Here is a 26922-nt window from a genome sequence, read left to right as displayed (position 1 = left end):
CCCTACGTTTGCTTAGGAAATTCTAACCGAATTATGAAGCAAGGTTTGCAACTCAGGCTCAGCCAACAGCTGGCGATGACTCCACAGTTGCAGCAAGCCATTCGCTTGCTGCAACTCTCTACGCTTGAACTCCAGCAAGAACTCCAACTGGCGCTGGAAAGCAATCCGCTGCTTGAACAAACCGATCTGCACGAAGAAATCGACGCGCGAGAATTTCAGGAACAAGAGAGTGATTCATTAGACACACGTGAAGCACTTGAACAGAAAGACATGCCTGAAGATCTCCCGCTCGACGCCACCTGGGACGAAATCTACACGGCGGGCACGCCGTCAGGCACCGGCACCGATTACCAGGATGACGAACTGCCAATCTATCAGGGCGAAACCACGCAATCGCTGCAGGATTATCTTATGTGGCAAGTGGAGTTAACGCCGTTCACTGATACCGATCGCGCCATCGCCACATCCATTGTTGATGCCATTGACGACACCGGCTATCTCACCGTCAACTTACAAGATATTTATGACAGTATTGGCGATGAAGAGCTGACGCTGGAAGAAGTTGAAGCCGTGCTTAAGCGCGTGCAGCGTTTTGATCCAGTCGGCGTTGGTGCCCGTGATTTGCGTGATTGCCTGTTAGTCCAGCTGTCGCAATATGATGCCGCCACGCCCATGCTGGCGGAAGCGCGCCTGATTGTGAGCGAACATCTTGATCTGCTGGCCAACCATGATTTCCGCAGCCTGATGCGCGTAACCCGTCTGAAGGAAGAGGTGCTGAAGGAGGCGATGTTGCTGATTCAGTCACTGGATCCGCGCCCTGGCCAGTCAATCAATACCAGCGAACCGGAATATGTCATTCCCGATGTGCTGGTGCGTAAAATCAGCAAGCGCTGGACAGTTGAACTCAATTCCGACAGCATGCCGCGCCTGAAAATCAATCAGCAGTATGCTGCGATGGGCGGAGCTGGCCGTAATGAAAGCGATAATCAGTATATTCGTAGCAACTTACAGGAAGCCAAGTGGCTGATTAAGAGCCTGGAGAGCCGTAACGACACGCTGCTGAAAGTGACACGCTGTATCGTTGAACAGCAGCAGGCATTTTTTGAGCAGGGTGAGGAGTACATGCGTCCGATGGTGCTGGCGGATATCGCTCAGGCTGTTGATATGCACGAATCCACTATTTCCCGCGTGACCACGCAAAAGTATTTACACAGCCCGCGTGGCATCTTTGAACTGAAGTATTTTTTCTCCAGTCACGTCAACACCGAGGGCGGCGGCGAAGCCTCGTCTACGGCGATTCGTGCATTAGTGAAAAAATTGATCTCGGCGGAAAACCCCGCAAAACCCTTGAGCGACAGCAAACTGACCTCCATGTTATCCGAACAGGGCATCATGGTAGCGCGACGTACGGTTGCTAAATATCGCGAGTCTTTATCTATACCGCCATCAAACCAGCGTAAACAGCTGGTTTGACCGAACGAAGAAGGAAGACCTATGCAGCTAAACCTTACCGGACTTAATGTTGAGATTACCGAACCTCTGCGTGAATTTGTAAATACCAAATTTGCCAAACTGGAACACTATTTTGATCGTATCAATCAGGTTTATATTGTTCTGAAGGTTGAGAAGGTGACGCAGATTGCGGATGCAACACTGCACGTCAACGGCGGGGAGCTGCACGCCACATCGGAAGCGGAAGACATGTACGCGGCCATCGACGGGTTAATCGACAAGCTTTCCCGTCAGCTGACCAAACACAAAGACAAACTGAAAAAACACTAACCTTCACGCTTGCAGAGTGCTGACTGATTCGGCACTTAGAGCTTAATGGGGCGGATATTACCGCCCCGTTTTGTCATCTGCGCAAGCGCCAGCGGGCGAACGGCAATGAAATCAATCGCCTGAACCTCGCGGCTATGTGAACTCGCAAGTGAAACGATGATGAACAACGATCTAACACTGGAATTGAGCTCGGTCCTTTCACTGGACTGTACCCGTAGCGGCGTACACTGCCAGAGTAAAAAACGCGCGCTGGAAATTATCAGCGAGCTGGCAGCGAAGCAGCTCAATCTGCCGCACCAGACGCTTTTCGAAGCCATCCTGACCCGCGAACGTATGGGCAGTACCGGTATTGGCAACGGCATTGCCATTCCACATGGCAAGCTGGAGGAGGACACATTACGCGCTGTCGGCGTGTTTATCAGCCTCGATCAGCCTATCGCTTTTGATGCGGTAGACAATCAGCCGGTTGACCTGCTGTTTGCCCTGCTGGTACCTGCAGACCAGTGTAAAACCCACTTGCACACGCTTTCGCTGGTTGCCAAACGTCTGGCGGATAAAACCGTCTGTCGTCGTTTGCGTGCGGCACAGAGCGACGAAGAGCTCTACGCCATTATCACAGAAGCTCAGGAAGCACACTCTTAAGCGAGAAACACTTTTACCGGCCTGTTCGCCGGTTTAAAACGGGAGAAATGTGATGGTGCTGATGATCGTTAGCGGTCGGTCAGGCTCAGGAAAATCAGTCGCGCTGCGTGCCCTTGAAGATATGGGCTTTTACTGTGTCGACAGCTTGCCGGTGGTTTTGCTGCCGGAGCTGGCGAATACCTTAACCGAACGCAATATCTCTGCGGCGGTCAGCATTGACGTGCGCAACATGCCGGAATCACCGGAAGTCTTTGAAGCCGCGCTCAACAATCTGCCTGATACCTTCTCGCCGCAACTGCTGTTTCTCGATACCGATCGCAACACGCTGATTCGCCGCTACAGCGATACGCGTCGTCTGCATCCGCTCTCCAGCAAAAATCTGTCGCTGGAGAGTGCTATCGATGAAGAGAATGATCTGCTGGAGCCGCTGCGCTCACGCGCCGATCTGATTATCGATACCTCCGAGATGTCGGTTCATGAATTAGCGGAGATGCTGCGCACGCGCCTGCTGGGCAAGCGCGAGCGTGAACTCACCATGGTGTTTGAGTCATTCGGCTTCAAACACGGCATTCCAATCGACGCCGATTATGTCTTCGATGTGCGCTTCCTGCCGAACCCGCATTGGGATCCCAAACTGCGTCCGATGACCGGCCTGGATCGTCCGGTTGCCGCCTTCCTCGATCGCCACACCGAAGTACATAACTTTATCTATCAAACGCGCAGCTACCTGGAACTGTGGCTGCCGATGCTGGAAACCAACAACCGCAGCTATCTCACCGTCGCCATCGGCTGTACTGGCGGGAAGCACCGCTCAGTGTATATCGCTGAACAATTGGCGGATTATTTCCGTTCACGCGGTAAAAACGTGCAGTCTCGTCATCGCACTCTGGAAAAACGTAAATCATGACCGTGAAGCAAACCGTTGAAATACGTAACAAGCTGGGCATGCACGCGCGCCCGGCAATGAAGCTGTTCGAGCTGGTGCAGAGTTTTGATGCTGAAGTGTTGCTGCGTAACGAATCGGGCACCGAAGCCGAAGCCAGCAGCGTGATTGCGCTGCTGATGCTCGACTCAGCGAAAGGCGGCCATATTGAGATTGAAGCCAGCGGCCCGCAGGAAGAGCAGGCGCTGGCAGCGGTTATAGAACTGTTTGAAGCGGGCTTTGACGAAGATTAAACCTATCAATGCAGCTTGTATCGGTTGAGGAAACCTTCGCCGCCCAACTGGCGCATCTGCCGCATAATCCACTGCTGGCGCTGCCGCGTGTAGCCTGAAGGCGCATCAGCGCGGAAACGGATCGGATTGGGCAGAACCGCTGCCAGTAATGCCGCTTCAGACATCGTCAGACGGCTGGCGGGTTTGTGGAAATAGCGCTGTGAAGCCTCTTCCACGCCAAACACGCCGTCGCCAAATTCTGCGATATTGAGATAAACCGTCAGGATACGCCGCTTAGTCCATACGGTTTCGATTCCCACCGTTAATCCTGCTTCCAGCCCTTTACGCAACCAGCTGCGACCATCCCACAGCAACAGGTTTTTCGCCGTCTGCTGCGAAAGGGTTGAAGCGCCGCGCATGCGCTCATTGCCATCGTTATCCAGCACTGACTGGATAGCATCAACATCAAAGCCCCAATGCTCAGGGAACTTTTGATCTTCAGAGGCGATAACCGCTAATGCCATCCATGGCGAGATCTCGTCCATGCCGACCCAATCCGAGTGCGCCACATAATCAAAACGCCCGGTAAACCAGGCGCCGATTTGCCGTTCCACCATCACCGCCGAGAACGGTACCGGTAAAAATGCAAACAGCAAAATACCCGCTAACCAGATGCCAAGCCAGGCCAGCAGCACTTTAGCAATCAGCACTTTAATACGTTTTCCCAGTGTCCCTTTACTCTTGCTCATGCAATTTTCTCTTACCAGTTCCCTGTATTAATCAATCACCCAAGTCACAATAGCGAATACCAACGATTAACCACTAAATTTTACCCTCAGACAGGTAAAGACGTCTGGAAAATTGTTGCCATTGTAATCAGTGTTCCTCTATTAGAGCCAATCACATCAAGCACTTCCGCCAAAAAGGAATCGGTTCCATAACGATATATAGATCAAATGCTGCATGCTTGAACACTTAACTGAATGTGATATCGCTCACGCAAATGCTTTCATGATACTTAACTATCAATTTTACTGTTGTTCGAACATGTTCATTGATAACAGAGACCATTCTGAAAAATGCCACCAAATCTGTACGATCCCGCGTACATTCGACCTCACGGATGGTAAAGCGATTTACCGCACGTTTGGTTTACATTATTCAATAAGCTATAAACTGGAACTTTCCGTTTAAGGTTTCCAAAACGTTTTGGATAAGCCGTCGAAAAATCTGTTTTTATCTATAAACATCAGAGTGTTAATCTCACTTAACCTCAATTTTTTGTCAGAATCAGATTTTCCATGCTTCCACCCGGATTTTCCTGTGGCTCACTGAAGCAAAACCAGGCTAAAAGCAGAACATTTGGTCAAAAAAGGTGCAATATGGCAAAGAAATTAATTCCTTGCTTGACTGTGTCAGCAAATTAATGTTTTCTGTATTTAATCGCTGCTCAACATCACACAATTTAATGAATCTTGTCGCAAGCATTGGCGAATTTGTTAAGGTGATTTTGAAGCGTTAACCAATACCGAACTGTTGCTTTCTTATTCGATTTCTAATAATAGCAACAGTACCCATTTCCCTGGTGTTGGCGCAGTATTCGCGCACCCCAGTTTCGACTGGGGTCATTTTTTTCTAACGTCCTGTAATTTTTCCCGCTCAGCGACCCATTCGCGTAAAACGTTCACGTCTTTGAGCCATTCCTGTTTTAATTCGTCGACCCACTCTTGCACATTGTCCCACCACGCTGGCAATTCTGGCGACTGAATCTGTTTCGCTAGCTGCTGCAAATGCAGTAAGCCAACCGAACCTGCTGCACCTTTGATCTTGTGCCCTTCTTCAGCTATGCCTTTTTGATCGCGTGCCATCATGTTGGAATCCAGCACGTCGAGATAACCCGGCATCATCTGCTCAAACATAGTGAGGCTTTGGGTAATCAATCCTGGGCCAACCAGCTCAATGTATTGCTCCAGCATCGTCACATCTAACAGCGTACGCGACTGTGCGTCTGATGAATCGACGGCAATCTCTTCCTGTTCCGGCTGATAATCCCAGAACTTCTTGATCACCGCCGTCAGCGCTGGCACGGCAAGCGGTTTGCTCAACACATCATCCATGCCGGCATCGAGATACTCTTTTTTGTCTTTCAGGACGTTGGCGGTCAATGCCACCAGCGGCGGCAGCGCCACATCTGCATAACGCTGATGGATGGCACGCGACACGTCGAGGCCGGTCATATCCGGTAGCTGAATATCGAGCAGCACCAGATCGAACTCCTGCGGATCAAACATCGCCAGCGCATCCGTTCCGGTCATCGCGACGTCGACGCTGCAGCCCAGCTTCTCCAGCACCGAACGCGCTACAATGACGTTGAGCTCGATATCTTCCACCAACAACACGTGCAGCGCCGGCAATGGCATGCTGTCATCCAGATTGTCGTCTTCCACTTCCTCAGCGACGCGTGGCGCGTTGATCTCGACGGTAAAGCAGGAACCCTGCCCCGCGACGCTACTGACGCTGATATCGCCGCCCATCGCCTGTGCCAGACGACGCGAGACCGCCAAACCGATGCCGGTGCCCGTCGCCGGTTTGCCACCGTGCTGATCTTTCACCTGGTAATACATCGCGAAGATCTTGTCCTGCTCTTCCTGCGGAATGCCCATACCGGAATCCTGCACTTCAAAGTGCAGCGTTTCATCCTGACGATAGGCGACGCGCACCACAATCTCGCCCTGCTGGGTAAATTTCACGGCGTTGCCAATCAGGTTCCACAGAATCTGACGCAAGCGCGTACCATCCGCCGAGATTTTATGCGGCAGCGGCAGCTCTGGCGCCATGACAAACTTCAGCCCTTTTGGCTGCGCCAGCAGACCGGAGAGGTTTTCCAGATCGGCGAGAAAGCCGGTGAAATCCAGCGGCTGATTATCCAGCTGGACTTTGCGGCGCTCGATTTTGTCCACTTCGATCACATCATTGAAGATGTTGCCCAGCGTGATGGCTGAAACGTGAATGGTTTTGAGGTACTTGAGTTGCTCCTGATTGAGGTCGGTATCCAGCAGGATGCGACTCAGCCCAACGATGCCATTCAGCGGCGTACGCAGCTCGTGGCTGATAGTTGAAATAAAGGTGGTCTTCTCACGGCTGGCGTTCTCCAGCGCGTCCTGATAGCGCTTACGCTCGGTAATATCGCGGCCAAAGCCCATCAGGCCACTGCGTTTACCCACGCGATCGTAATAGGGCACTTTGCGGATTTCGAAACAGGCTTTGCGCCCATCGGGATATTGCAGCCACTGTTCGTACGTCAGCGATACATTGTGGCGGAACACCTTCTCATCGGTTTCCAGCACTTTAGTGGCGGCTTCGTCATCGTAGATATCGCGCGGAGTCAGGCCAATCAGCTGCTTTTCGCTCATGCCGGTTAGCAGTTCCATGGCGCGGTTACAGCCGGAGAACTGCTTATCAATGTTGCGGTAGAACACCAAATCCGGTGATGCATCCAGGAAAGAGCGCAGGAAGGAGGATTGCTGTTCCAGCTCGATTTGCGCCTGCTCGCGTCGTGCCATCTCTTCGCGCAGCTTATCCATCACCTGCTCACGCGCCTGCTCAGCTTTAATACGATCGTTAATTTCCTGATTAAGCTGGGTGATGGTCTCCTTCATCTGCTGATTAAGCTCAAGATCGCGCGTACGCATCTCTTCCAGCTTATCCACCAGTTTTGACAGGCGTTGGCGCGACTCTTCCAGCTGATCGACCACCACCGAGAGGAAATAGACTGCCCAGGGCGTAATCAACAGACCGAAGAAGATGGAGCGGACAACGTCGATGCTTTCCACATGTCCGCGCAACACCATGGTGACGGCCATCTGCACCACCATCGCCAGTACGACCAGCGCCGAGGCTAACAGCAGCGAAAAGCGTACCAGGCCGAGTTTGACCATCAAATCAACGTAGTACTGCGCTAAAAGACGAATCTGTTTCATTACGAGCTCCCTGAACGAAATCTGGCTCATGATAGCGTAATTATCGCTGCGCTGCCCCGCTTCACCCGCCCATATCGCGCCGATTATGCCCTGTAATGGTGCATCGTAGCGCGATTTCGCCGACGTTCCCTTCTATATGCGCAAAGCGCTTGACTAATTCTGCCAACTGAATAATCTGGAGGGCCGCGCTTTTGCGGGCCTTTTCTCAACATCCTGTGCTAATCAGCACCCTGGCAGCCATTTGCCCTGATGGTTGCACCTATTTATTGCATACCCATTCAACTTAAGTGATTTATTAAGCACGCCGCGCGTAATTAATTTTACTAATGGCAGCCCCATTTTGATTCAAATATGACGCCATAAGAAAAACAGATACATGCTGTGTATCAACTGCCCCCAACAGAATTAAATGCTGTTGTAACCCTTCCTGCCAGCATTGTTTGGATATTAGAGGGCTGGGTCACAGTGAGACGGCTCACACTTCCTGAGGGAATGCGTAGCGGGAGATTGACATAAATTTACGCAATAAAACCTTAATAATCATTTAATTAAGCGATAAGAAAGCGGATTACCCGCAACAAAGCTGGCTATTTGACCTGAGTTCGCTTTCCCGATAAGTTGGAATTCCACTGGAAGCTTTCCTGGTGGGCCTGTGTCTCGGCATATCTATGCAGCAAGAAGCCTCCCTCTGGATGCAAGCTATCTCCCGAAAGAGACCGGAATAAAAAGAGCAGCTCATTAAGGACGTGACAACAGTGTCTTAAGAGCCCTTGCTCGGTGCTGCGACGCCCGCTCTTTACTGAGCGGCACAAGAATTGATACCGCCGCGCTGACTTAAATTGTCACGCTGCGGTACGCGAAATAATGCAGGTAATGTCAAAAGAAGTTTAAGGAGACTCTCAATGTCCACGCAAAAACCGAATCCCTATGGTTTGTATGACCCATCAGCCGGAAGTGACAGCTGTGGTGTAGGTTTCATTACCCGTAAGGACGGCGAGCAGACGCATGAGATTCTGCGCATGGCCCATAGCGCGCTATGCACAGTCCCGCACCGTGGCGGCATGTCTGCCGAAGGCGTCGGCGATGGCGCGGGTGTGAACGTCGATCTCTCCCTGAACTTCTTCCGCAAGGTTACCGGTCTGGCGCTGGAAGCTGGCCGTTTTGGCGTGGGTAACTTCTTCGTGCCAAAAGACGCAGAGCTGCGTGCTAACGCCGAGCGTCTGGTCGAAGAAACGCTGGCGGCGCATAACTTCCCGATCTTAGTGAAACGCGATATGCCGCTCGACGGCAGCGTGACGCGCCCGGCCGCCCTGCAATTCCAGCTGCCGATTGTGCAGTGGATTTTTGCCGCGCCGCAGGAAGTAACGGAACAACTCGAATTCGAGCGCCAGATTTATCGCGCGCTGCTGGATATCGAAGCACGCGCCTTTACCGAAAGCGAATTCGGCGGCCTCTATCCGCTGTCGCTCTCTTCGCGCACGCAGGTATTTAAAGCACGCCTGAACTCCAACGAAGTGATCCCGTACTTCAAAGATTTGACCGATGAGGACCATCAGGTCCGCGGGCTGTTCTTCCATACCCGTTTCTCGACTAACACCGATCCGCACACCACCATGGCGCAGCCGTTCCGCTTAATGGCGCACAACGGCGAGCTGAATACCGACCGTAAAAACCGCATCGCTGAAGCGGCACTGATGCTGGCGCGCGGTAAAAAAATTGTGCGTCCAAAAGGTCAGTCAGACAGCTCACGTCTCGACCAGAGCATCCACAGCCGTTTGATGGAAGATAATCTCGACCTGATTAACGCCGTGGTTTCGATGATGCCGCCGGCGTGGGAGAACGATACGTCACTCTCTAACGAAGTGCGCGCCATGCTCGAGTACTTCTCTTTATATGAAGAGAAGAACGATGGTCCAGCTGCGCTGATCTTCGGTAACGGTGAAGTGATCGGTGCGCGTCTTGACCGCCTCGGTCTGCGTCCGCTGCGTTCCGTTGAAACTGCGGAATACATCGGTGCGATGTCTGAAGCGGGCCAGATCGCCTTCCCACCGGAAAGCGTCCTGCGTCGTGGCCGCATCGAAGCGGGCGGCATGCTCTATTACGATCACAAAGAGAAACGCTCTTACACCACGGTTGAAGCGCTGGAGAAACTGGCGGCCGAAAAAGATTACCTGTCGCTGCTGAGCAAAGCGCGTATCGATCTCGCCGACCTGCCGGAAATTCAGGCGGAGCAACTCGGCTCGCCGCTGCGTTATCGTGGAGACCTCAAAACTTATCAACGTTTTGTCGCCTACTACTACAACCAGGAAAGCTTCAAATTCATGATGGACCCGATGCTGCAAACCGGCGCTGAGAAGATCTCAGCAATGGGTTACGGCAACGCCATCAATGGCCTGTCCGATCACGAAGGCGGCATGGCGCACTACTTCTCACAGCGATTTGCACAAGTCACCAACCCGCCGCTCGATTCGATTCGTGAAGCGGACGGCATGACGCTGCGCGTTGCTCTGGGTGCGAAACCGCATCTCGGCCGCAGTAAAGGTCAGCAAATCATTGTTCCGACGCCAATTCTTACGCACCTCGACATGCTGCGCCTGCGCGAGCAAACCGTCGCACCTTATGCGCGCTTCGAGATGCTGTATGAGCCGGTGGTCGGCAAAGATATCGTCAGCCGTGCGGCCAACGCCAACGCGCTGGAAAAAGCCATTGATGACTTAGCCCAGCAGGTGGTGGATTTCGCACGCCAGCAAGGCGGCATAGCGGTGATCACCGATCGTCATATCTCCTCAACGCACGCAGCGATTCCGATGCTGCTGATGGTGTCGGCGATCAACCAGCGCTTAGTGCAGGAAGGTTTGCGTCTGGATGTTTCGCTGGTGGTCGAAAGTGGTCAAAGCATCTCTTCACACCACATCGCGGCGACGCTGGGCTTCGGTGCTTCTGCCGTTTACCCACTCGGCGTGCAGATGCGTGCGGAAGAGAAATTCGGTGAAGGCGAAGAAGGCAATAAAGCCTTTAAACGCTATGCCAAAGCAGCCGAAAAAGCGCTGATGAAAACCATGGGTAAAGTCGGCCTGTGTACCGTTGAGAGCTACAGCTGCGGCGAATTCTTCGAGCCGAACTTCCTCAATACCGACGATCCGGTATTGAAGAAATATTTCCCGAATATCAAAACCCCAGTGGGCGGCGCGGGCTTCCCGGCAATCGCTCAAATGGCAGTTGACTGGCATCAGAGCGCGTTGAAAATTCAGGGCGAAGCGGAAGTGCCGTTGCTCGGCCTGTTCAAAGAGCGTGCTGAAGGCGCGGGCCACTCGTACGGCACCATCGCGGTACGTACCTTTATCGATATGACGGAACAGCCGATTCGCTTTGCTAACAAAGAGCGCGAAGAGGACAACTTTATTCGTTTGATGACGCTGGCCAAACTGGATAACGCGTTCAACATCAAAGCAGAAGCCTTTAAAGACAGCAGCTTTGAGCGCATCCCGAATGATGTGATCGACACCTTTGCCATCACGCCCGATTACCGTCAGTTCTCCGGCCTGATGCATGCCGAGCGTAAACGTCGTCCAGCGGCGCTGCGCGACATCCTTGCGCTGCCGTGCGATTTGACCCACGTTGATAGCGAAGCCGAATTCGGCCGCAAACTGGGCCGCTACTCGCTGGTGAACAACGGCTTCGCTACGCGTGGCCTGAAGTGTGAAGCGGTGAACGGCAGCCTGAATCAATTTGAGCTGCGTCTGATCGATGCGATTGCGGGCTTGAAACCAGAGAACGAGCGCCTGGAAGCGCTGGCGCGTGCGCTGAAAACCCGTTTTACCGACGATATCGAAAGCAGCAGCGTGGCGGATGGCGTACTGCACATCACCGCTTACGGCAAAGCCGCTGATTATCTGTCGCTGATCTTCACCGCGCTGCCATCGCTGCCGCTGGAAGAGATTCAACCGGCACATGAAATCACCCGCACCTTTGCTTCCGGTGCGATGAGCCACGGTGCGCTGGTTGCGCCTGCGCACGAAGCTGTCGCGCACGGTACCAACATGGTTGGCGGCATGAGTAACTGCGGTGAAGGTGGCGAGCACTATTCACGTCACGGCACCATCCGTGCGTCACGTATCAAGCAGTTGGCATCCGGTCGTTTCGGCGTGTGGGCGGCTTATCTGGCTGACCCGATGCTCGAAGAGCTGGAGATCAAAATCGGTCAGGGCGCGAAGCCCGGTGAAGGCGGTCAGTTGCCGGCACCGAAAGTGACCGTTGAGATTGCCGCCGCGCGTGGCGGTACGCCGGGTGTTGAGCTGGTTTCACCGCCACCGCACCACGACACTTACTCAATCGAGGATTTGGCACAGCTGATCCACGACTGTAAAGCCGCGCGCGTGCGCGTCATCGTCAAACTGGTTTCATCTGAAGGTATTGGCACCATCGCCGTCGGCGTGGCGAAAGCCGGCGCGGATGTGATTAACGTCGCGGGTAATACCGGCGGCACCGGCGCAGCTTCCGTTACCAGCCTGAAATATACCGGCCGCGTCGCGGAAATTGGTATCGCCGAAGTGCATCAGGCGCTGTGTGCTAACGGCCTGCGCGACAAAGTGCAGCTGCGCTGCTCCGGCGCGCAGCAGACCGGCAGCGATGTGATCAAATCTGCCCTGCTCGGTGGCGACAGCTTCGAGTTCGGCACCACCGCGCTGATGATGTTGAAATGCGTGATGGCGAAAAACTGTAACGTCAAATGCCCGGCCGGTTTAACCACCAACGCCGAAGCCTTTGATGGTGATCCGCGTCAGCTGGCGCAGTACTTCATCAACGTGGCGCAGGAAGTGCGTGAGTTCCTCGCCCGCCTTGGTCTGCGTTCCCTGCGTGAAGCGCGTGGCCGTTCGGATCTGCTGCACTTGATGGATCACCCGCTGGAAGTCGGCAAACTGGATCTGCGCGCGATGTTGACCGTGGTGCCAGAGCAGAAAATTGCTAAGCCGGTGTATCTGGAAAAAGACTTTGAACTGGATGATGGCTGGGTAAACGAGCTGAAAACGCAGCTGGTTGGCGCGGCAAGCCGTGAAATCGCGCTGGGCGCGGGCATCACCCTGAACAACCGTAACAAGAGCGTGGGCGGTCAGTTGGCGATCGATATCGAGCGCATGCTGAACCATGAGTTACCTAAAGATCAACTGGCAGCTCTGCCAGCGGTAATGAAAGACGATCGCGGTCGTCACTATCTGGCGCCGCGTAGCGTGCAGATTAATACCAGCGGTTCTGCTGGCCAGTCGTTCGGCGCGTTCTGCAACGACGGCATGCAAATGAAGCATTACGGCACCTGTAACGACGGCGTTGGCAAAGGCCAGTGCGGCGGCGAACTGGTGGTGATGTCACCAGGCGGCGGCGCACAGGACAGCGATGGCAACGTGTTGATCGGTAACTTCGCGCTGTTTGGCGCGACCGGCGGTCGACTGTTCGTTCAGGGCCAGGCGGGTGACCGCTTCGCCGTGCGTAACTCCGGCGCTACCGCGGTAGTTGAAGGCGTTGGTGATTTCTGCTGCGAATACATGACCAACGGCGCCATCCTCAACCTTGGCACCTTCGGTAAAGGCTTCGGCAACGGCATGAGCGGCGGTTTCGCTTACCAGTATGATCCGTATGGATCGCTGGCTGCGCACGCGGCAGGTGATTCAGTGCTGTTTGGCTCCATCGCCGATGAAGATGAAATGGCGCAGGTGCACAAACAAGCGGTGCTAACCATGCTGAACTGGCATCTGGAAGCGACCCAATCGCCACGCGCGGCCTGGCTGCTGGATAACTGGGAAACCGAGTGCCATCACTTTGTGTATGTGATGCCGCGTTCGCTGCTGCTGTATCAGGATGGCACCGAGATCCTGAAAGCCAAATCACGCAAAGACTTGCTTGAAGAGCTGTCAACGTCGCTGGCTGCGCATCAGGTGACGAAATTCAAATCGGCCTGGCGTGACGGTAAAACCATTGCCAATGGCGCGGTTCCGGCTTACGGCGCGACCGATACGCTGGAGATGTTTGTTCTGCTGAACAACTACACCGTTCTCAGCCTCGCGCAGCAGCTGGCGCTGGGCAAACTGCCGAAAGGCACGGCGGTGGAAGATCCGGCGGTGGAAAAAGCGGTACGCAATCTGCTGATGACCGAAGATTTCACCTTGATAAGCCGTCTGCAACGTCATGCACGCTCGGCGATTGAGAGCTACAGCGATGACGAACTGGCAAGCCTGATCGCCGCTAAACGTATGGCAGATTACAAAGCAGCATTAACGCAGCGCAACATTCGCTCCATGGACAGCCTGGCGACATACGGCTGGATCATTTATCAGGATGCCTGCAACCGTGAAGTACTGGGCCATCTGCCTGATTTTGAAGAGCTGTTTGCGCGTGCGGCATTGCCAGAAATCGCAGCTGCAGTCGGAAAACTTTCCTGATTACAGTGCTACTGAACATGTGTAATTTAGTTTTTATATTTTGATTGAACAGGATTGAGTGCCTTACCGATGAAAATTCCTTACATTCCTGAAGATGCACCGTTTAACGGTGAGCAGAAATACTGGCTGGCGGGCTTCCTCGCCGGTCTCCATTCGCGCCTGCTGGTATTAGAAGACAAGCAGAGCGCACCGGCTGCGGGTGCCAGCACCAATACGCAGCTGCATATCCTGTTCGGTTCACAGACCGGTAACGCTGAAGCGCTGTCGCAAACGGCCGCTAAAGCCGCACGCGCCAAAGGTTTGGTGCCAGTGGTGCAGGCGCTGGGCGAAGTGGATCTGGATGTGTTCGCTACCATGCGTCACGTGCTGATTGTCACCTCGACTTACGGCGAAGGCGAAATGCCGGATAACGCTCAGCTGTTCTGGAACGCAATTTCAGCCAGCACCGCGCCGCGTCTGGAGCAGATGCACTTTGCGGTATTGGCAATTGGCGATACCGGCTACGACGGTTTCTGCCAGGCAGGTAAATTCATCGATATGCGTCTGGAGCAGCTCGGTGCCAAACGCGTCGCCGATCGTATCGACTGCGATATCGACTTCGAAGAGCCATCCAGCGAATGGATTGGCACGGCAATGCCGCAATTCGCCGCCAGTGCGGGCAGCAGCGGTAATGCATTAGAAAGCGCGCCAGAAGCACCTGTCATTCCGGGCAGCAATAAGCAAAATCCTTATGCGGCCGCATTGGCGACCAATAAGCGCCTGTCGGCTGAAGAGTCAGCGAAAGATATTCGTCACTTTGAGTTTGATCTCACCGACAGCGGTCTGAAATATGAAGCGGGCGATGCGCTGGGTGTAATCCCGGTGAATGACGCGTCGCTGGTTTCACTGCTGCTGACTCAGCTGAAAGCCGATTACGAAACGCCGGTACCTGGCTTTGACCGCAACCTTGGCGATCTGCTGACTTATCAGTTCGAAATTTCCGAGCCGTCACGCAAACTGATTGAATGGGTTGGCCAGAACACTACTAACCAGGAACTGCGTCACGTGTTGCAACACGACGACAAAGATACCCTTGCCGTTTGGCTGTGGGGCAAAGATACGCTGGATCTGCTGCAGCTTGAGCTGACGCGCAGCCTGTCGGTGCCGGAATTCGTTGCCATGCTGCGTCCGTTGCAGCATCGCGCCTACTCCATCTCGTCGAGCTCAAAAGCCCATCCAAATCAGGTGCATCTGACCATCGCTTCCGTGCGCTATCACAGCGGCGGCCGCGAGCGCAAAGGCGTGTGTTCAACCTATCTGGCTGAACGTGTACGTCGAGGCGAAAAGCCGGCGATCTTTATCTCGCCCAACAAAGCGTTCCGCGTGCCGTCAAACGGCAATGCGCCGCTGATCATGGTTGGACCAGGCACCGGTATCGCCCCATTCCGCGCTTTCCTGCAGGAACGTCAGGCAACTGGCGCAGAAGGTAAAAACTGGCTGTTCTTCGGTGACCAACATCAGGCACATGATTACATCTACGAAGAAGAGCTGCAGGCATGGCAGGAGAAAGGTCTGCTGACTAATCTGGATCTGGCCTTCTCGCGCGATCAGGAAGAGAAGATCTACGTGCAAAATCGCATGCTGGAGAAAGGCGCTGAGCTGTACGCCTGGCTGCAGGATGGCGCGTACTTCTACGTGTGTGGCGATGCATCACGCATGGCAAAAGACGTTGATGCCGCGCTGTATGAAGTGGTTCGTCAGTTCGGTGGCTTGTCCAGCGAGCGTGCGGCGGCTTACGTTGATCAGCTGAAGAAAGATAAACGCTACCTGCGCGACGTCTACTAAGACGCGCAGGCATAAAAAAACGGGCCAATCGGCCCGTTTTTTATTGCACGTTTTACTTCACCACACGCAGTGAAGGTCGTCCGCCACGCGGCGGCGGCTCATCATCTGGCGAGTGATCGTCGTCAGTCGCATCATCCGGACGATCGCCATCAATCACAGACATCATCGTCTCTTCCTGACCGCTACCATCCTGCTCGTCCGTCGCCACCTCATAAGCCGGTTCCGGCTCGAACATGGTGCCAGCGCCGTTTTCACGGGCATAAATCGCCAAAACCGCAGCCATTGGCACAGAAACCTGACGTGGTACGCCACCGAAACGTGCGTTGAAACGCACTTCATCATTGGCGAGGTCAAGATTGCCTACCGCACGCGGCGCGATGTTCAGAACGATCTGTCCATCACGCGCATATTCCAGCGGCACCTGCACACCAGGCAGATTGATGTCGACCACCAGATGCGGCGTCAACTGATTATCCAGCAACCAGTCGTAGAACGCCCGCAACAAGTAAGGACGACGCGCCGTTAGTTGCGACATTTCCATACATTAGCCCCGAGCTTGCAGGCGCATTTCACGTTCTGCTTCCGTCAGTGACGCAAGGAAAGAGTCACGTTCAAACACGCGCGTCATATAGCCTTTCAGCTCTTTTGAACCCGCGCCAGACAGATCAACACCCATCTGCGGCAGACGCCACAGCAGTGGCGCCAGATAGCAATCCACCAGGCTGAACTCTTCGCTCATGAAGAACGGTGTGCGTGCGAACAGTGGCGCAATCGCCAGCAGCTCTTCACGCAGCTGCTTGCGCGCTGCGTCGGCTTCTGCACCGTTGGCGGTTTCGATGGTGCGCATCAGGCTGTACCAATCCTGCTCAATGCGGTGCATCATCAGACGGCTTTCACCGCGCGCGACCGGATAAACCGGCATCAGCGGTGGATGCGGGAAACGCTCATCGAGGTATTCCATGATGATGCGTGATTCATACAGCGTCAGTTCACGGTCGACCAGCGTCGGTACGGTGCGATACGGGTTGAGGTCAATCAGATCCTGCGGCAGGTTATCCGTTTCAACCTGCTCGATCTCCACGCTGACGCCCTTCTCAGCCAGTACGATACGTACTTGATGGCTGAAAATGTCAGTCGGACCAGAAAACAGCGTCATTACCGAACGTTTGTTGGCAGCGACAGCCATGAAAACCTCCAAGTTTGTTCACAAAAAGATACTGCGAATAGCCAACCACGCGGCGACTCACCGGCTCATCAGATTCGCCTACCGTCAGCGTTAGTCGCATCGACCGGCCTTCCCGACAGGAACGACAAGCACAACGCTGCGTCTCGCAGGCGCAAAGTGACAGTGAGTTTACCAGATTTTAAGCAGCTTGTGGGGCGGGCGTGATGATTTGCGGGCAAAATGCGGGTAGAGCTCGCGTTTTTTGTGGGAAAAAATCATAAATGCAGATAATAAAAAACCCGCCGAAGCGGGTTTTTTGAGCCAACTGCCGCTGCCGAAGCAGCAAACAATTAACGCTTGGAGAACTGCGGACGACGACGTGCTTTACGCAGGCCGACTTTCTTACGTTCAACTTCACGTGCATCACGGGTAACGAAGCCCGCTTTACGCAGTTCAGAACGCAGAGACTCGTCGTACTCCATCAGAGCGCGTGTGATACCGTGACGGATCGCACCAGCCTGACCAGAAATACCACCACCTTTAACAGTGATGTACAGGTCAAATTTACCAACCATATCAACCAGCTCCAGCGGCTGACGCACGACCATGCGTGCAGTCTCGCGACCGAAGTATTGCTCCAAAGAGCGCTGGTTAATTACGATGTTACCGCTACCCGGCTTGATAAAGACGCGAGCGGCAGAGCTTTTGCGGCGACCAGTGCCGTAGTTTTGAGTTTCAGCCATTGCCTATAATCCCGATTAAATGTCAAGAACTTGCGGTTGCTGCGCCGCGTGGTTGTGCTCGTTGCCTGCGTAAACTTTCAGTTTACGGTACATAGCACGACCCAGTGGGCCTTTCGGCAGCATGCCTTTAACCGCGATTTCAATCACACGCTCAGGACGGCGCTCGATCATCTCTGCAAAGGTCGCTTGCTTGATACCACCGATGTGGCCAGTGTGGTGATAGTAAATCTTGTCAGTACGCTTGTTGCCGGTTACAGCAACTTTTTCTGCGTTCAGAACGATGATGTAATCACCGGTATCAACGTGCGGAGTGTATTCCGCTTTGTGCTTACCACGCAGACGGCGCGCCAGTTCAGTCGCCAGGCGACCCAAGGTTTTGCCCGTTGCGTCAACAACATACCAGTCACGCTGTACGGTTTCTGGTTTAGCTGTAAAAGTTTTCATTGAAAAGCTTACCCAAATAAAAAGTTACACGTTGGTGAAATCCCAAACGCTAAGTAAACGATTGAGGCTCACACGACCATTTTGCCCAGCAAGCCACCCCTTCAAGTGAGTTACCGGATCACATCGAGTTCTTGGGAAAGAAAACCGATGCTGTAACGTGGGGTCGCAAGATTATAGAGAAGTCGAACTCAAAGATCGAACCTTTTTGCATCTAAAACCTACGATTTATGCCACGTCATCAGGGCAGATGCGGCAGACGCAAATACTCTTCGCTCTGCATCTCCTGCAAACGCGACAAGCAGCGCTGATACTCAAACTTCAAGCGTGTGCCCTGATAAATTTCAAACAGTGATGTTTCCGCCGCGACCACCAGTTTCACATGGCGTTCGTAGAACTCATCGATCAGCGCCAGGAAGCGGCGCGCCTGATCTTCGGTCTTATAAATCATCACCGGCACATCATACAGCAAGACGCTGTGAAAACGGCGCGAGAGCTCAATATAGTCATGCTGACTGCGCCCTTCGCCGCACAGCGTCAGGAAATTGATCGCCAGCACGCCTTCATGCACACCGAGCGTCGGCATCTGGCGGTGGTTAATCTCCAGCACCGGCGCGTCTTCACGCACTTTGCCTGACAACGCACGGAACATGCGCTCCATTTCGCTGTGCGTGGCATCGTTGAGCGGGAAGTTCCATAAATGCGCCGAGGTTAAGGTGCGCAAGCGGTAATCGATACCGGCGTCCACGTTCATCACGTCACAATGACGCTTGATTTGTTCGATGGCAGGCAGGAAACGCGGGCGCTGCAGGCCGTTGCGATAGAGCTCATCCGGCGGAATGTTCGAGGTGGCTACCAGCGAGATGCCGCGCGCAAACAGCGCTTCCATAAGCGTGCCCAGCAGCATGGCGTCGGTGATATCTGAGACAAAAAACTCATCGAAGCAGAGAATGTCAGTTTCCGCTTTAAAGCGATCGGCGACAATCAGCAGCGGATCGCTGTGGCCTTGCAGCTGCGTCAGTTCCTGATGGACACGCAGCATAAAGCGGTGGAAATGCAGGCGCAGCTTACGATCACCAGGAATTGACTGAAAAAACAGATCCATTACCCAGGTTTTACCGCGTCCTACACCGCCCCACATATAGAGGCCGCGCACGGGCGCTTCATGGGTGTTTTTTTCTTTATTGATCATCTTAGACAAGCGGCCAAACAGACCTTTGGCAGCCGGTTCAACCTGTTGCTGGCGGGCAATCAATCCTTGCTGGATAGTATCTAAGCGGGTAATCGCTTCTCGTTGTACGTCATCCGGGCGGAATTCGCCCTGCGACAGCGCCTGCTCGTAGCGTGCAAGCGGAGATGAGGTTTGCATGGTTCTCTCAGAATCCCTGAAAAAGTCCGATTCACGGGTCGGTTGACGAAAATTAGGCCGCTCTACACTAAGCGATGCAGCCCGATAGTTCCACTTCCAATAGATTATTGGGTATAGTGGCTGCTATTGAAGTTGATGTTGCAACAGAAGCAATGCCCTACGAAACAACGGAAATTACACGGGAGTCATTATGACCTGGGAATACGGGCTGATTGGGTTAGTGATTGGCATTATTGTCGGCGCAGTCGTCATGCGTTTTGGCAACAAGAAGCTGCGCGAGCAGCGTAGCATGCAGTATGAATTGGAAAAATCGAAGGCTGAGTTGGCGGATTACCGCGAAGAGCTCACCAACCACTTCGCCCGCAGCGCCGAGCTGCTGGACAACATGGCACATGATTACCGCCAGCTGTATCAGCACATGGCGAAAGGATCTAACGACCTGCTGCCAAACCTGCCGGGCGAAAAAAATCCGTTTGCCTACCAGCTGACGGAAGCCGAAGCGGATAACGATCAGGCGCCGGTACAGATGCCGCGTGATTATTCTGAAGGCGCATCCGGCCTGTTACGTGGCAGCGACCGCGCACCGCGTAATTAATCCTTTTGGGGCACAGCTTGGCTGTGCCCTTTTTGTTTTCGAACACAAACCACAAACTACTGTCACACTTCTTTTATCCCTTTCGCAGCGAGAGCGTTGTAGCAATGAAAAAACAAGCACGTCTGTTAAGCGCATTAGCCTTGGGTATCGGGATGAGTTTGGCTGCGGCACCGAGTGCGCTGGCGACTCTTCCCGCCCAGATTCAGGGACAAGCATTGCCAAGCCTGGCACCGATGCTGGAAAAAGTTCTGCCCGCAGTAGTGAGCGTGCGTGTTGAAGGTACCGACAGCGGCCAGCAGGCGCAGGAGATTCCTGAACCGCTGAAGCGCTTTTTTGGTCAGGCTCCGGGCCAATCTCAGCCTCAACCCTTTGAAGGTCTGGGCTCCGGCGTGATCATCGATGCCGCTAAAGGCTACATCCTTACTAACAATCATGTTGTCAGCAACGCCGACAAAATCAGCGTGCAGCTGGGTGACGGCAACGAATATGACGCTAAGTTAATCGGTCACGATGAACAAACCGACATCGCCTTGATTCAGGTTGAAGGCGCGAAAAATCTCACGCAGATAAAAATCGCCGATTCCGATTCGTTAAAAGTGGGTGATTTTGCCGTGGCCATCGGAAATCCATTTGGTCTGGGTCAAACGGCCACATCAGGCATCATCTCTGCGCTGGGCCGAAGCGGCCTGAATCTGGAAGGTCTGGAGAACTTTATTCAGACCGATGCCGCGATTAACCGCGGTAACTCCGGCGGTGCGCTGGTGAACCTGAATGGCGAGTTGATTGGTATCAACACCGCGATTCTGGCGTCAAGCGGCGGCAACATCGGCATCGGCTTCGCCATACCGGCCAACATGGCGATGAACCTGGCGCAGCAGCTGATTCAGTTCGGCGAAGTGAAGCGCGGTCAGCTCGGCATTAAAGGCACGGAAATGACCGCCGATATCGCCAAAGCGTTCAATGTGGATGCGCAGCGCGGTGCCTTTGTTTCTGAAGTGCTGCCGAAGTCAGCCGCCGAGAAAGCGGGCATTAAAGCCGGCGATATTATTACCTCCATCAATGATAAGCCGATCACCAGCTTTGCTGAGCTGCGTGTGAAAGTCGGCACCACGCCGCCGGGCCAGGACGTGAAAATTGGCCTGCTGCGTGAAGGCAAATTGGTCAATGTCACCGTCACGCTGGAACAGAGCGCGCAAACCACCGCCAGCGCGCAGTTGATGTCCCCGGCCCTGCAAGGCGCAACGCTGAGCGATGGCGCGACCAAAACCGGTGACAAAGGCGTGAAAGTCGATGCCATCGAAAAAGGCACGCCAGCGGAGCAAGTGGGTTTGCAGAAAGACGATGTGATCATCGGCGTGAACCGCAATCGCGTCGCTTCTATTGCTGAAATGCGCAAAGTGCTGGAAGGCAAACCGCCGGTGCTGGCACTGAACGTGGTGCGCGGCGAAGAGAGTATTTACCTGCTTCTGCGATAATCCTCGCATCAGGCGGACAAGCAGGTGTTTGTCCGCCTTTCTCATGCTATTCTGCCCTGCGATCTCACCTGGCTTGAAATAACACCATGTTTCTTAAACTTTTGCGTTCTGTGGTGATGGGCCTGATCGTGGCTGGCTTACTGCTTGTCGCGATCCCTGCGTTACGTATGGGCAGCAACATCACCTTTGAACATGACAACAGCGACGATGAAGCACCCGTTAGTTTTAATCAGGGTGTGCGACGCGCCGTGCCCGCAGTCGTCAACGTCTATAACCGCAGCGCCCACGGCAACAATAATCGCGGCATCACCACGCTCGGCTCCGGCGTGATCATGAACGGCAAAGGCTACATCCTCACGAATAAACATGTGATTAATAACGCCGATCAAATCATCGTCGCGCTGCAGGATGGACGCTTCTTCGAAGCCAACTTAGTGGGTTCCGATGCCATGACCGATTTAGCGGTGTTGAAAATCAGCGCCTCCAACTTGCCGGTTATCCCCATCAACGCCAAACGCATCGCGCACATCGGCGATGTGGTGATGGCGATCGGTAACCCGTACAACCTCGGTCAAACCGTGACGCAAGGCATTATCAGCGCCACCGGACGCGTGGGCTTAAGCTCATCCGGACGACAAAATTTCCTGCAGACCGATGCCTCGATCAATCAGGGCAACTCGGGCGGCGCATTGATTAACTCGCTGGGCGAACTGATGGGCATTAATACCCTGACGTTTGATAAAAGCAGCGATGGCGAAACCCCGGAAGGGATTGGCTTCGCCATTCCCACCGCGCTGGCGAGCAAAATCATGGATAAGCTGATTCGTGATGGTCGGGTGATTCGCGGCTATATCGGCATTAGGGGGCGCGAACTGCCGCCGCTACATGGCCAGGGCAATAATCTCGATCGCGTTCAGGGCATCATCGTTAACGACGTCACGCCGGGCGGGCCTGCCGATAGCGCTGGCATTCAAGCCAATGACGTGCTGCTTGAAGTGAATGGAAAACCTGCGCTCTCGGCGCAGGAAACCATGGATCAGGTGGCAGAAATTCGTCCGGGCTCGGTGATTGACGTGCAGATTTTGCGTAATGAAAAGAAAATGACCTTGCCGGTGACGATTCAGGAATTCCCTGAAGTCACCGCGCCCGCCACCACCACGCCATAAGGGCGCTTGCGCGCCCTGATAATTTAGCTGCGATCAACCGGGAAGGCGATCACTTCGCTCAGCGAGCTGGCCTTCAGTGCCAGCATGATCAAACGATCCACGCCCAACGCCACGCCTGAGCAAGCAGGCATTCCGTGTGCCAGCGCATCCAGCAGATTGGTATCAATAGGATGTTGCGGCAGGCCACGCGCAGCACGACGACGATTGTCCTGTTCAAAGCGCTGACGCTGCTCACGGCTATCGGTTAACTCACGGAAACCGTTCGCCAGCTCAATCCCTTTGTAATAGACCTCGAAACGCTCGGCGACACGGTGATCTTCGGTACTGATCTCCGCCAGCGCGGCCTGTGTTGCCGGGAAGTGGTAGACGAAGCACGGCTTATCATTACCAATCTTCGGTTCAACGCCCAGCATAAACAGCAGTTGCAGCAGCGTATCGCGGTCTTCTTCACGATTCGCCAGCTCGCCCTCGCCCAGCTTCTCCGCCACTTCGCGCAGCTGTGCTTTATCGGCCGACAGCGGATCCACTTCCAGATGGCGGATAAACGCCTGCTGATACGACAGCGATTCCGCGCTATCGCACTCCAGCACCTGCTGCATCAAATCGTCCACTTCGTTCATCAGACGGTACATGTCATAGTGCGGACGATACCACTCCAGCATGGTGAACTCGGGATTGTGGTGACGACCCGCTTCCTCATTACGGAAGCTGCGACCCATCTGGTAGATCGGGCCACTGCCGGCCGCCAGCAGGCGCTTCATGTGATATTCCGGACTGGTCATCAGCCACAGATCGCGCCCTTCGGCAGCGCCGGGCCCAACAAAACGCGTCTGGAACGGCACCAGATGGATGTCAGTAATGGTCGCCTGGCTCATCGCCGGGGTATCGACCTCCAGCACGCCGCGATCGGCAAAGAAACGACGTATTTCCGCCATAATAGCGGCGCGTTTCAACAAATTGGCAATGGATGCGCTCGGCTGCCAGCTTGCCGTTTCGCTCATGTTGATGACTCCTCATACAGATAAGGGGTGGAAGTCTACCCGCATTGCCGAAAGCAAACAACGACAGCGGGCGCAGGCAGCAATTTGGTATCGGGCAGCTATACTTAACCTATTAAAATCGTAAAGGAATCCCACAATGTCCCCATGGAAAACCCTGCTCGCCAGCCTGAGCGCCTTTCTCTCCGTTGCCTGTACGACCACGCCGCCCAAAGGCGTCACGGTGGTAGAAGGTTTCGACAGTCAGCGCTATCTCGGCCAGTGGTATGAAATCGCCCGCCTCGATCACCGCTTTGAGCGCGGATTACAACAGGTTACCGCTAATTATAGTCCGCGCGAGGACGGCGGCTTGAAGGTGATCAACCGTGGCTACAATCCGCAGAAACAGCGCTGGCAGGAGAGCGTGGGCAAAGCCTACTTCACCGGCGATAAACAGCGTGCCTCGCTGAAAGTGTCGTTCTTTGGCCCGTTTTATGGCGGTTACAACGTGATTGCGCTGGATCCTGACTATCGCTATGCGCTGATATGCGGGCCGAATCGTAGCTACTTGTGGATTCTGTCGCGTACGCCGCAGCTGGATGAGAGTGTAAAACAGCGTTTGGTTGAACAGGCCAGACGTGCCGGATTCCCGGTGGATGAATTGATTTGGGTAGAGCAGAAATAGAGAGAACCGGTGCGAAAGTCGCTTTCACACCGGAATAGCTTACTGTGCGCTGCGCTGAATCGCTTTCCCGCCCGCCTGAACGTCTTCGCCAACACCACGGGTGGTATTACAGGCGGTCAGAACGGATGAGAGCACCAGCACGGAAAAAATCGCGACAATACTTTTCTTTAACATAGCCATATCCTTTTTGGTTGCAGTAAAAGTACAGCTCTTAAAGCATAGTCTTGATCTGTAAAACTGCGGATTGGGCGGGTGAAAAAAGAGAAGGGAAACACACAGAGAGAAAAAAGGCGCATCAATGATGCGCCTGATTTGACGATTATTTTACGCGAGAAACGTATTCGCCAGAGCGGGTATCCACTTTTACCACTTCGCCAATCTGTACGAACAGTGGCACTTTGATGACCGCGCCAGTCGACAGCGTAGCGGGCTTGCCGCCGGTACCTGCGGTATCACCCTTCAGGCCTGGATCGGTTTCGATGACTTCCGCTTCGATGAAGTTCGGTGGCTGAACAGCGATCGCTTTATCGTTCCACAGGGTAACGATACAATCTGCATTGTCCTGCAGCCACTTGGTCACGTCATCCAGCACTTTAGATTCGATCTGATACTGCTCGAAAGATTCCGGATGCATGAAGTAGTAGAAGTCGCCGTCGTTGTAAGAGTATTGCAGCGTCATATCACGAACGTCTGCGCCTTCGGCAGAGTCAGTAGATTTGAAGGTCTTCTCAACGCGAGAACCGGTCAGCAGACGACGCATTTTTACGCGCGCAAATGCCTGGCCTTTACCCGGCTTAACGAACTCACTGGCTTCGATGGCATATGGCTCGCCTTCGAACATGATTTTAAGACCGGGACGGAAATCGTTGCTAAGATAAGTCGCCATAAAGGCCCTCTGTAAATATTGAACTGGTAAATAGCCAAAAAAATGGCACACATTGTAACCCTAAATCCCCCCGTCAGAGAAGATTGGTTGCAGCAACTAGCTGATGTTGTCACCGAACCTGCTGAATTACTGCAACTTTTATCTCTTGATCAGCATGCTGATCTGGCTGCAGGCGCTGATGCACGCAAGCTTTTCGCCCTGCGCGTACCGCGCGCCTTCATCGCACGCATGAAAAAAGGCGATGCGACGGACCCGCTACTGCTGCAAGTGCTCACCAGCCGTCAGGAATTTATTGATGCGCCAGGTTATAGCACCGATCCGCTGGATGAACAAAGCAGCGTGGTGCCGGGTTTACTGCATAAGTATAGAAACCGTGCGCTGCTGCTGGTAAAAGGCGGCTGTGCGGTCAACTGCCGCTACTGTTTCCGCCGTCATTTCCCCTACCAGGATAACCAAGGCAACAAGCGCAACTGGCAGGCGGCGATTTATTACATTGCCACGCATCCGGAACTGGATGAGATCATCTTCTCCGGCGGCGATCCGCTGATGGCGAAAGATCATGAGCTGGCATGGCTGGTGGACGCGCTGGAAAAAATCCCGCACCTCAAACGCCTGCGCATTCACACCCGCTTGCCGGTGGTAATCCCGGCGCGAATCACTGAAGGCTTGTGTCAGATTTTGGCCGACACGCGTCTGCAGGTGTTGATGGTGAGCCACATCAACCACGCGCAGGAAATTGATGACGAGCTGCGTTTCGGCATGCAGATGCTGAAGCGTGCGGGTGTTACGCTGCTTAATCAGAGCGTGTTGCTGCGTGATGTGAATGATGATGCGCAGACGCTGGCGGATCTCAGCAATGCGCTGTTTGATGCCGGCATTCTGCCCTACTACCTGCATGTGCTGGATAAGGTGCAAGGCGCGGCGCACTTCTTTGTTTCCGATGAAGAAGCACGCATGATAGTGCGCCAGCTGCTGGCGATGGTGTCCGGTTATATGGTGCCAAAACTGGCGCGCGAGATTGGCGGCGAGCCCAGCAAGACGCCGCTGGATTTACAGCTGCGTCAGGAATAAAAAAAGCCGCATTAGCGGCTTTTTTTACGATTGCAACTTACGGGCACTTATACACCTGTCCGGTCATTTTGCTGTCGAGCGGCGCGAAAGCGGACAGCAGATTCTGCGTCGGGCTGGTGGCGCCATAAATCACGTTACCGCCCATTTCTGCCGCGCGGTTGCGCAGGTCGTTCGCTGCGCCACGCAGTGAACTGCCTTCACCGCCTGAACCGCTCAGCCAGTTGCTCTGGGAGCCGGTGAGCGTTCCCAGCAGCTGACATTGACTTGCGGGTTGTTGGTCGGTGAAGGTCACGCGTTCGCCGCCAGCACTCAGTTGATTGGAGCTGCTACAGCCCGCCAGCAGTAAAGTTCCGACTGCCAGACCGAGCAAGAGGTTAATCCGCATTGTAATCCCCATTTATTATCATCAGTGTCGGGCGGCAGCGTAGCAGAAAAGCGCACTTTTTTTCTGAACATTCATTGCCCTAAACCCGTAAAGCCGAAGTATTGCGCCCTTACTTATACCTTGTTCCCCAGCAAAAGAAAAACCCCC

23 protein-coding genes are annotated in these 26922 nt (G+C 54.0%); 12 read left to right on the top strand and 11 right to left on the bottom strand.

Annotated elements, in window-relative coordinates:
* The first annotated feature begins 33 nt into the window (after positions 1 to 33).
* From rpoN to npr, 5 genes are all read left to right on the top strand, one after another.
* Positions 34 to 1473, top strand: a complete 1440-nt coding sequence (rpoN, locus tag AC6I8A_RS02750) for an RNA polymerase factor sigma-54 (RefSeq protein ID WP_293796293.1) — start codon at positions 34 to 36, stop codon at positions 1471 to 1473.
* A gap of 21 nt (positions 1474 to 1494) precedes the next feature.
* Entirely contained in the window at positions 1495 to 1782 is a 288-nt protein-coding gene (gene hpf, locus AC6I8A_RS02745) for a ribosome hibernation promoting factor (RefSeq protein WP_008104375.1), read from the top strand.
* Between the two features lie 159 nt (positions 1783 to 1941).
* Positions 1942 to 2424, top strand: coding sequence for a PTS IIA-like nitrogen regulatory protein PtsN (gene ptsN, locus AC6I8A_RS02740; protein WP_175501705.1), 483 nt, complete (start codon positions 1942 to 1944; stop codon positions 2422 to 2424).
* 52 nt (positions 2425 to 2476) lie between these two features.
* Positions 2477 to 3331, top strand: a complete 855-nt coding sequence (gene rapZ, locus AC6I8A_RS02735; protein ID WP_497818007.1) for an RNase adapter RapZ — start codon at positions 2477 to 2479, stop codon at positions 3329 to 3331.
* Entirely contained in the window at positions 3328 to 3600 is a 273-nt protein-coding gene (gene npr / locus AC6I8A_RS02730; protein WP_008104379.1) for a PTS phosphocarrier protein NPr, read from the top strand. The genes rapZ and npr overlap by 4 nt, the downstream gene beginning before the upstream one ends.
* Positions 3601 to 3605: 5 nt before the next feature.
* Here npr and mtgA read toward each other — a convergent pair whose 3' ends face one another.
* Together mtgA and arcB are read right to left on the bottom strand one after the other, a co-directional pair.
* Positions 3606 to 4328 carry a monofunctional biosynthetic peptidoglycan transglycosylase gene (gene mtgA / locus AC6I8A_RS02725; RefSeq protein WP_256698254.1) on the bottom strand — a complete coding sequence of 241 codons (723 nt, stop codon included), beginning with the start codon at positions 4326 to 4328 and terminating at the stop codon, positions 3606 to 3608.
* Positions 4329 to 5204: 876 nt separating this feature from the next.
* Positions 5205 to 7559: an aerobic respiration two-component sensor histidine kinase ArcB gene (arcB, locus tag AC6I8A_RS02720; protein WP_265300826.1), complete on the bottom strand. Its 2355-nt coding sequence runs from the start codon at positions 7557 to 7559 to the stop codon at positions 5205 to 5207.
* A 902-nt stretch (positions 7560 to 8461) separates the two neighbouring features.
* Between arcB and AC6I8A_RS02715 the strand changes: the two genes are divergently transcribed.
* Both AC6I8A_RS02715 and AC6I8A_RS02710 read left to right on the top strand, forming a co-directional pair.
* Positions 8462 to 13993 carry a glutamate synthase-related protein gene (locus AC6I8A_RS02715; RefSeq protein WP_256698251.1) on the top strand — a complete coding sequence of 1844 codons (5532 nt, stop codon included), beginning with the start codon at positions 8462 to 8464 and terminating at the stop codon, positions 13991 to 13993.
* A gap of 69 nt (positions 13994 to 14062) precedes the next feature.
* Positions 14063 to 15817, top strand: coding sequence for a sulfite reductase subunit alpha (locus AC6I8A_RS02710; RefSeq protein WP_265300825.1), 1755 nt, complete (start codon positions 14063 to 14065; stop codon positions 15815 to 15817).
* 52 nt (positions 15818 to 15869) lie between these two features.
* Here AC6I8A_RS02710 and sspB read toward each other — a convergent pair whose 3' ends face one another.
* The 5 genes from sspB to zapE all read right to left on the bottom strand — a co-directional run bounded on the left by sspB (position 15870) and on the right by zapE (position 19535).
* On the bottom strand, positions 15870 to 16358 hold the full coding sequence (gene sspB / locus AC6I8A_RS02705) for a ClpXP protease specificity-enhancing factor (protein ID WP_256698250.1): 489 nt from the start codon (positions 16356 to 16358) through the stop codon (positions 15870 to 15872).
* Between the two features lie 3 nt (positions 16359 to 16361).
* Positions 16362 to 17003, bottom strand: coding sequence for a stringent starvation protein SspA (gene sspA / locus AC6I8A_RS02700; protein WP_008104394.1), 642 nt, complete (start codon positions 17001 to 17003; stop codon positions 16362 to 16364).
* Between the two features lie 329 nt (positions 17004 to 17332).
* Entirely contained in the window at positions 17333 to 17725 is a 393-nt protein-coding gene (gene rpsI / locus AC6I8A_RS02695; protein ID WP_007886600.1) for a 30S ribosomal protein S9, read from the bottom strand.
* A gap of 15 nt (positions 17726 to 17740) precedes the next feature.
* A complete protein-coding gene (rplM, locus tag AC6I8A_RS02690) occupies positions 17741 to 18169 on the bottom strand; it encodes a 50S ribosomal protein L13 (RefSeq protein WP_007886599.1) in 429 nt (142 codons plus the stop codon).
* Positions 18170 to 18407: 238 nt separating this feature from the next.
* Positions 18408 to 19535: a cell division protein ZapE gene (zapE, locus tag AC6I8A_RS02685; RefSeq protein ID WP_256698249.1), complete on the bottom strand. Its 1128-nt coding sequence runs from the start codon at positions 19533 to 19535 to the stop codon at positions 18408 to 18410.
* Between the two features lie 190 nt (positions 19536 to 19725).
* Here zapE and zapG point away from each other — a divergent pair, with 190 nt between their 5' ends.
* The 3 genes from zapG to degS all read left to right on the top strand — a co-directional run bounded on the left by zapG (position 19726) and on the right by degS (position 22771).
* Entirely contained in the window at positions 19726 to 20130 is a 405-nt protein-coding gene (gene zapG / locus AC6I8A_RS02680) for a Z-ring associated protein ZapG (protein ID WP_064737767.1), read from the top strand.
* 104 nt (positions 20131 to 20234) lie between these two features.
* Positions 20235 to 21605: a serine endoprotease DegQ gene (gene degQ, locus AC6I8A_RS02675; protein ID WP_256698248.1), complete on the top strand. Its 1371-nt coding sequence runs from the start codon at positions 20235 to 20237 to the stop codon at positions 21603 to 21605.
* 86 nt (positions 21606 to 21691) lie between these two features.
* Complete coding sequence (gene degS / locus AC6I8A_RS02670) at positions 21692 to 22771, top strand: outer membrane-stress sensor serine endopeptidase DegS (RefSeq protein WP_256698247.1); 1080 nt, start codon at positions 21692 to 21694, stop codon at positions 22769 to 22771.
* A gap of 23 nt (positions 22772 to 22794) precedes the next feature.
* On the opposite strand, the gene epmA is transcribed toward degS, so the two are convergent.
* Positions 22795 to 23772 carry an elongation factor P--(R)-beta-lysine ligase gene (gene epmA, locus AC6I8A_RS02665; protein WP_256698245.1) on the bottom strand — a complete coding sequence of 326 codons (978 nt, stop codon included), beginning with the start codon at positions 23770 to 23772 and terminating at the stop codon, positions 22795 to 22797.
* Between the two features lie 136 nt (positions 23773 to 23908).
* Here epmA and AC6I8A_RS02660 point away from each other — a divergent pair, with 136 nt between their 5' ends.
* Complete coding sequence (locus AC6I8A_RS02660) at positions 23909 to 24433, top strand: lipocalin family protein (protein WP_256698244.1); 525 nt, start codon at positions 23909 to 23911, stop codon at positions 24431 to 24433.
* A gap of 39 nt (positions 24434 to 24472) precedes the next feature.
* Here AC6I8A_RS02660 and AC6I8A_RS02655 read toward each other — a convergent pair whose 3' ends face one another.
* Together AC6I8A_RS02655 and efp are read right to left on the bottom strand one after the other, a co-directional pair.
* Positions 24473 to 24607 carry an entericidin A/B family lipoprotein gene (locus AC6I8A_RS02655; protein WP_008104408.1) on the bottom strand — a complete coding sequence of 45 codons (135 nt, stop codon included), beginning with the start codon at positions 24605 to 24607 and terminating at the stop codon, positions 24473 to 24475.
* 145 nt (positions 24608 to 24752) lie between these two features.
* Entirely contained in the window at positions 24753 to 25319 is a 567-nt protein-coding gene (gene efp / locus AC6I8A_RS02650; protein WP_034826669.1) for an elongation factor P, read from the bottom strand.
* A 42-nt stretch (positions 25320 to 25361) separates the two neighbouring features.
* Between efp and epmB the strand changes: the two genes are divergently transcribed.
* Complete coding sequence (gene epmB, locus AC6I8A_RS02645) at positions 25362 to 26390, top strand: EF-P beta-lysylation protein EpmB (protein ID WP_497818006.1); 1029 nt, start codon at positions 25362 to 25364, stop codon at positions 26388 to 26390.
* A gap of 37 nt (positions 26391 to 26427) precedes the next feature.
* On the opposite strand, the gene AC6I8A_RS02640 is transcribed toward epmB, so the two are convergent.
* Positions 26428 to 26775: a DUF4156 domain-containing protein gene (locus tag AC6I8A_RS02640; protein WP_061718298.1), complete on the bottom strand. Its 348-nt coding sequence runs from the start codon at positions 26773 to 26775 to the stop codon at positions 26428 to 26430.
* Positions 26776 to 26922 lie beyond the last annotated feature (147 nt).

Source organism: Pantoea sp. X-Soil-ISGK-275, from assembly GCF_059730795.1.
The sequence above is the reverse complement of the archived record's forward strand: the minus strand, read 5'-3'. Positions and strand labels throughout refer to the sequence as shown.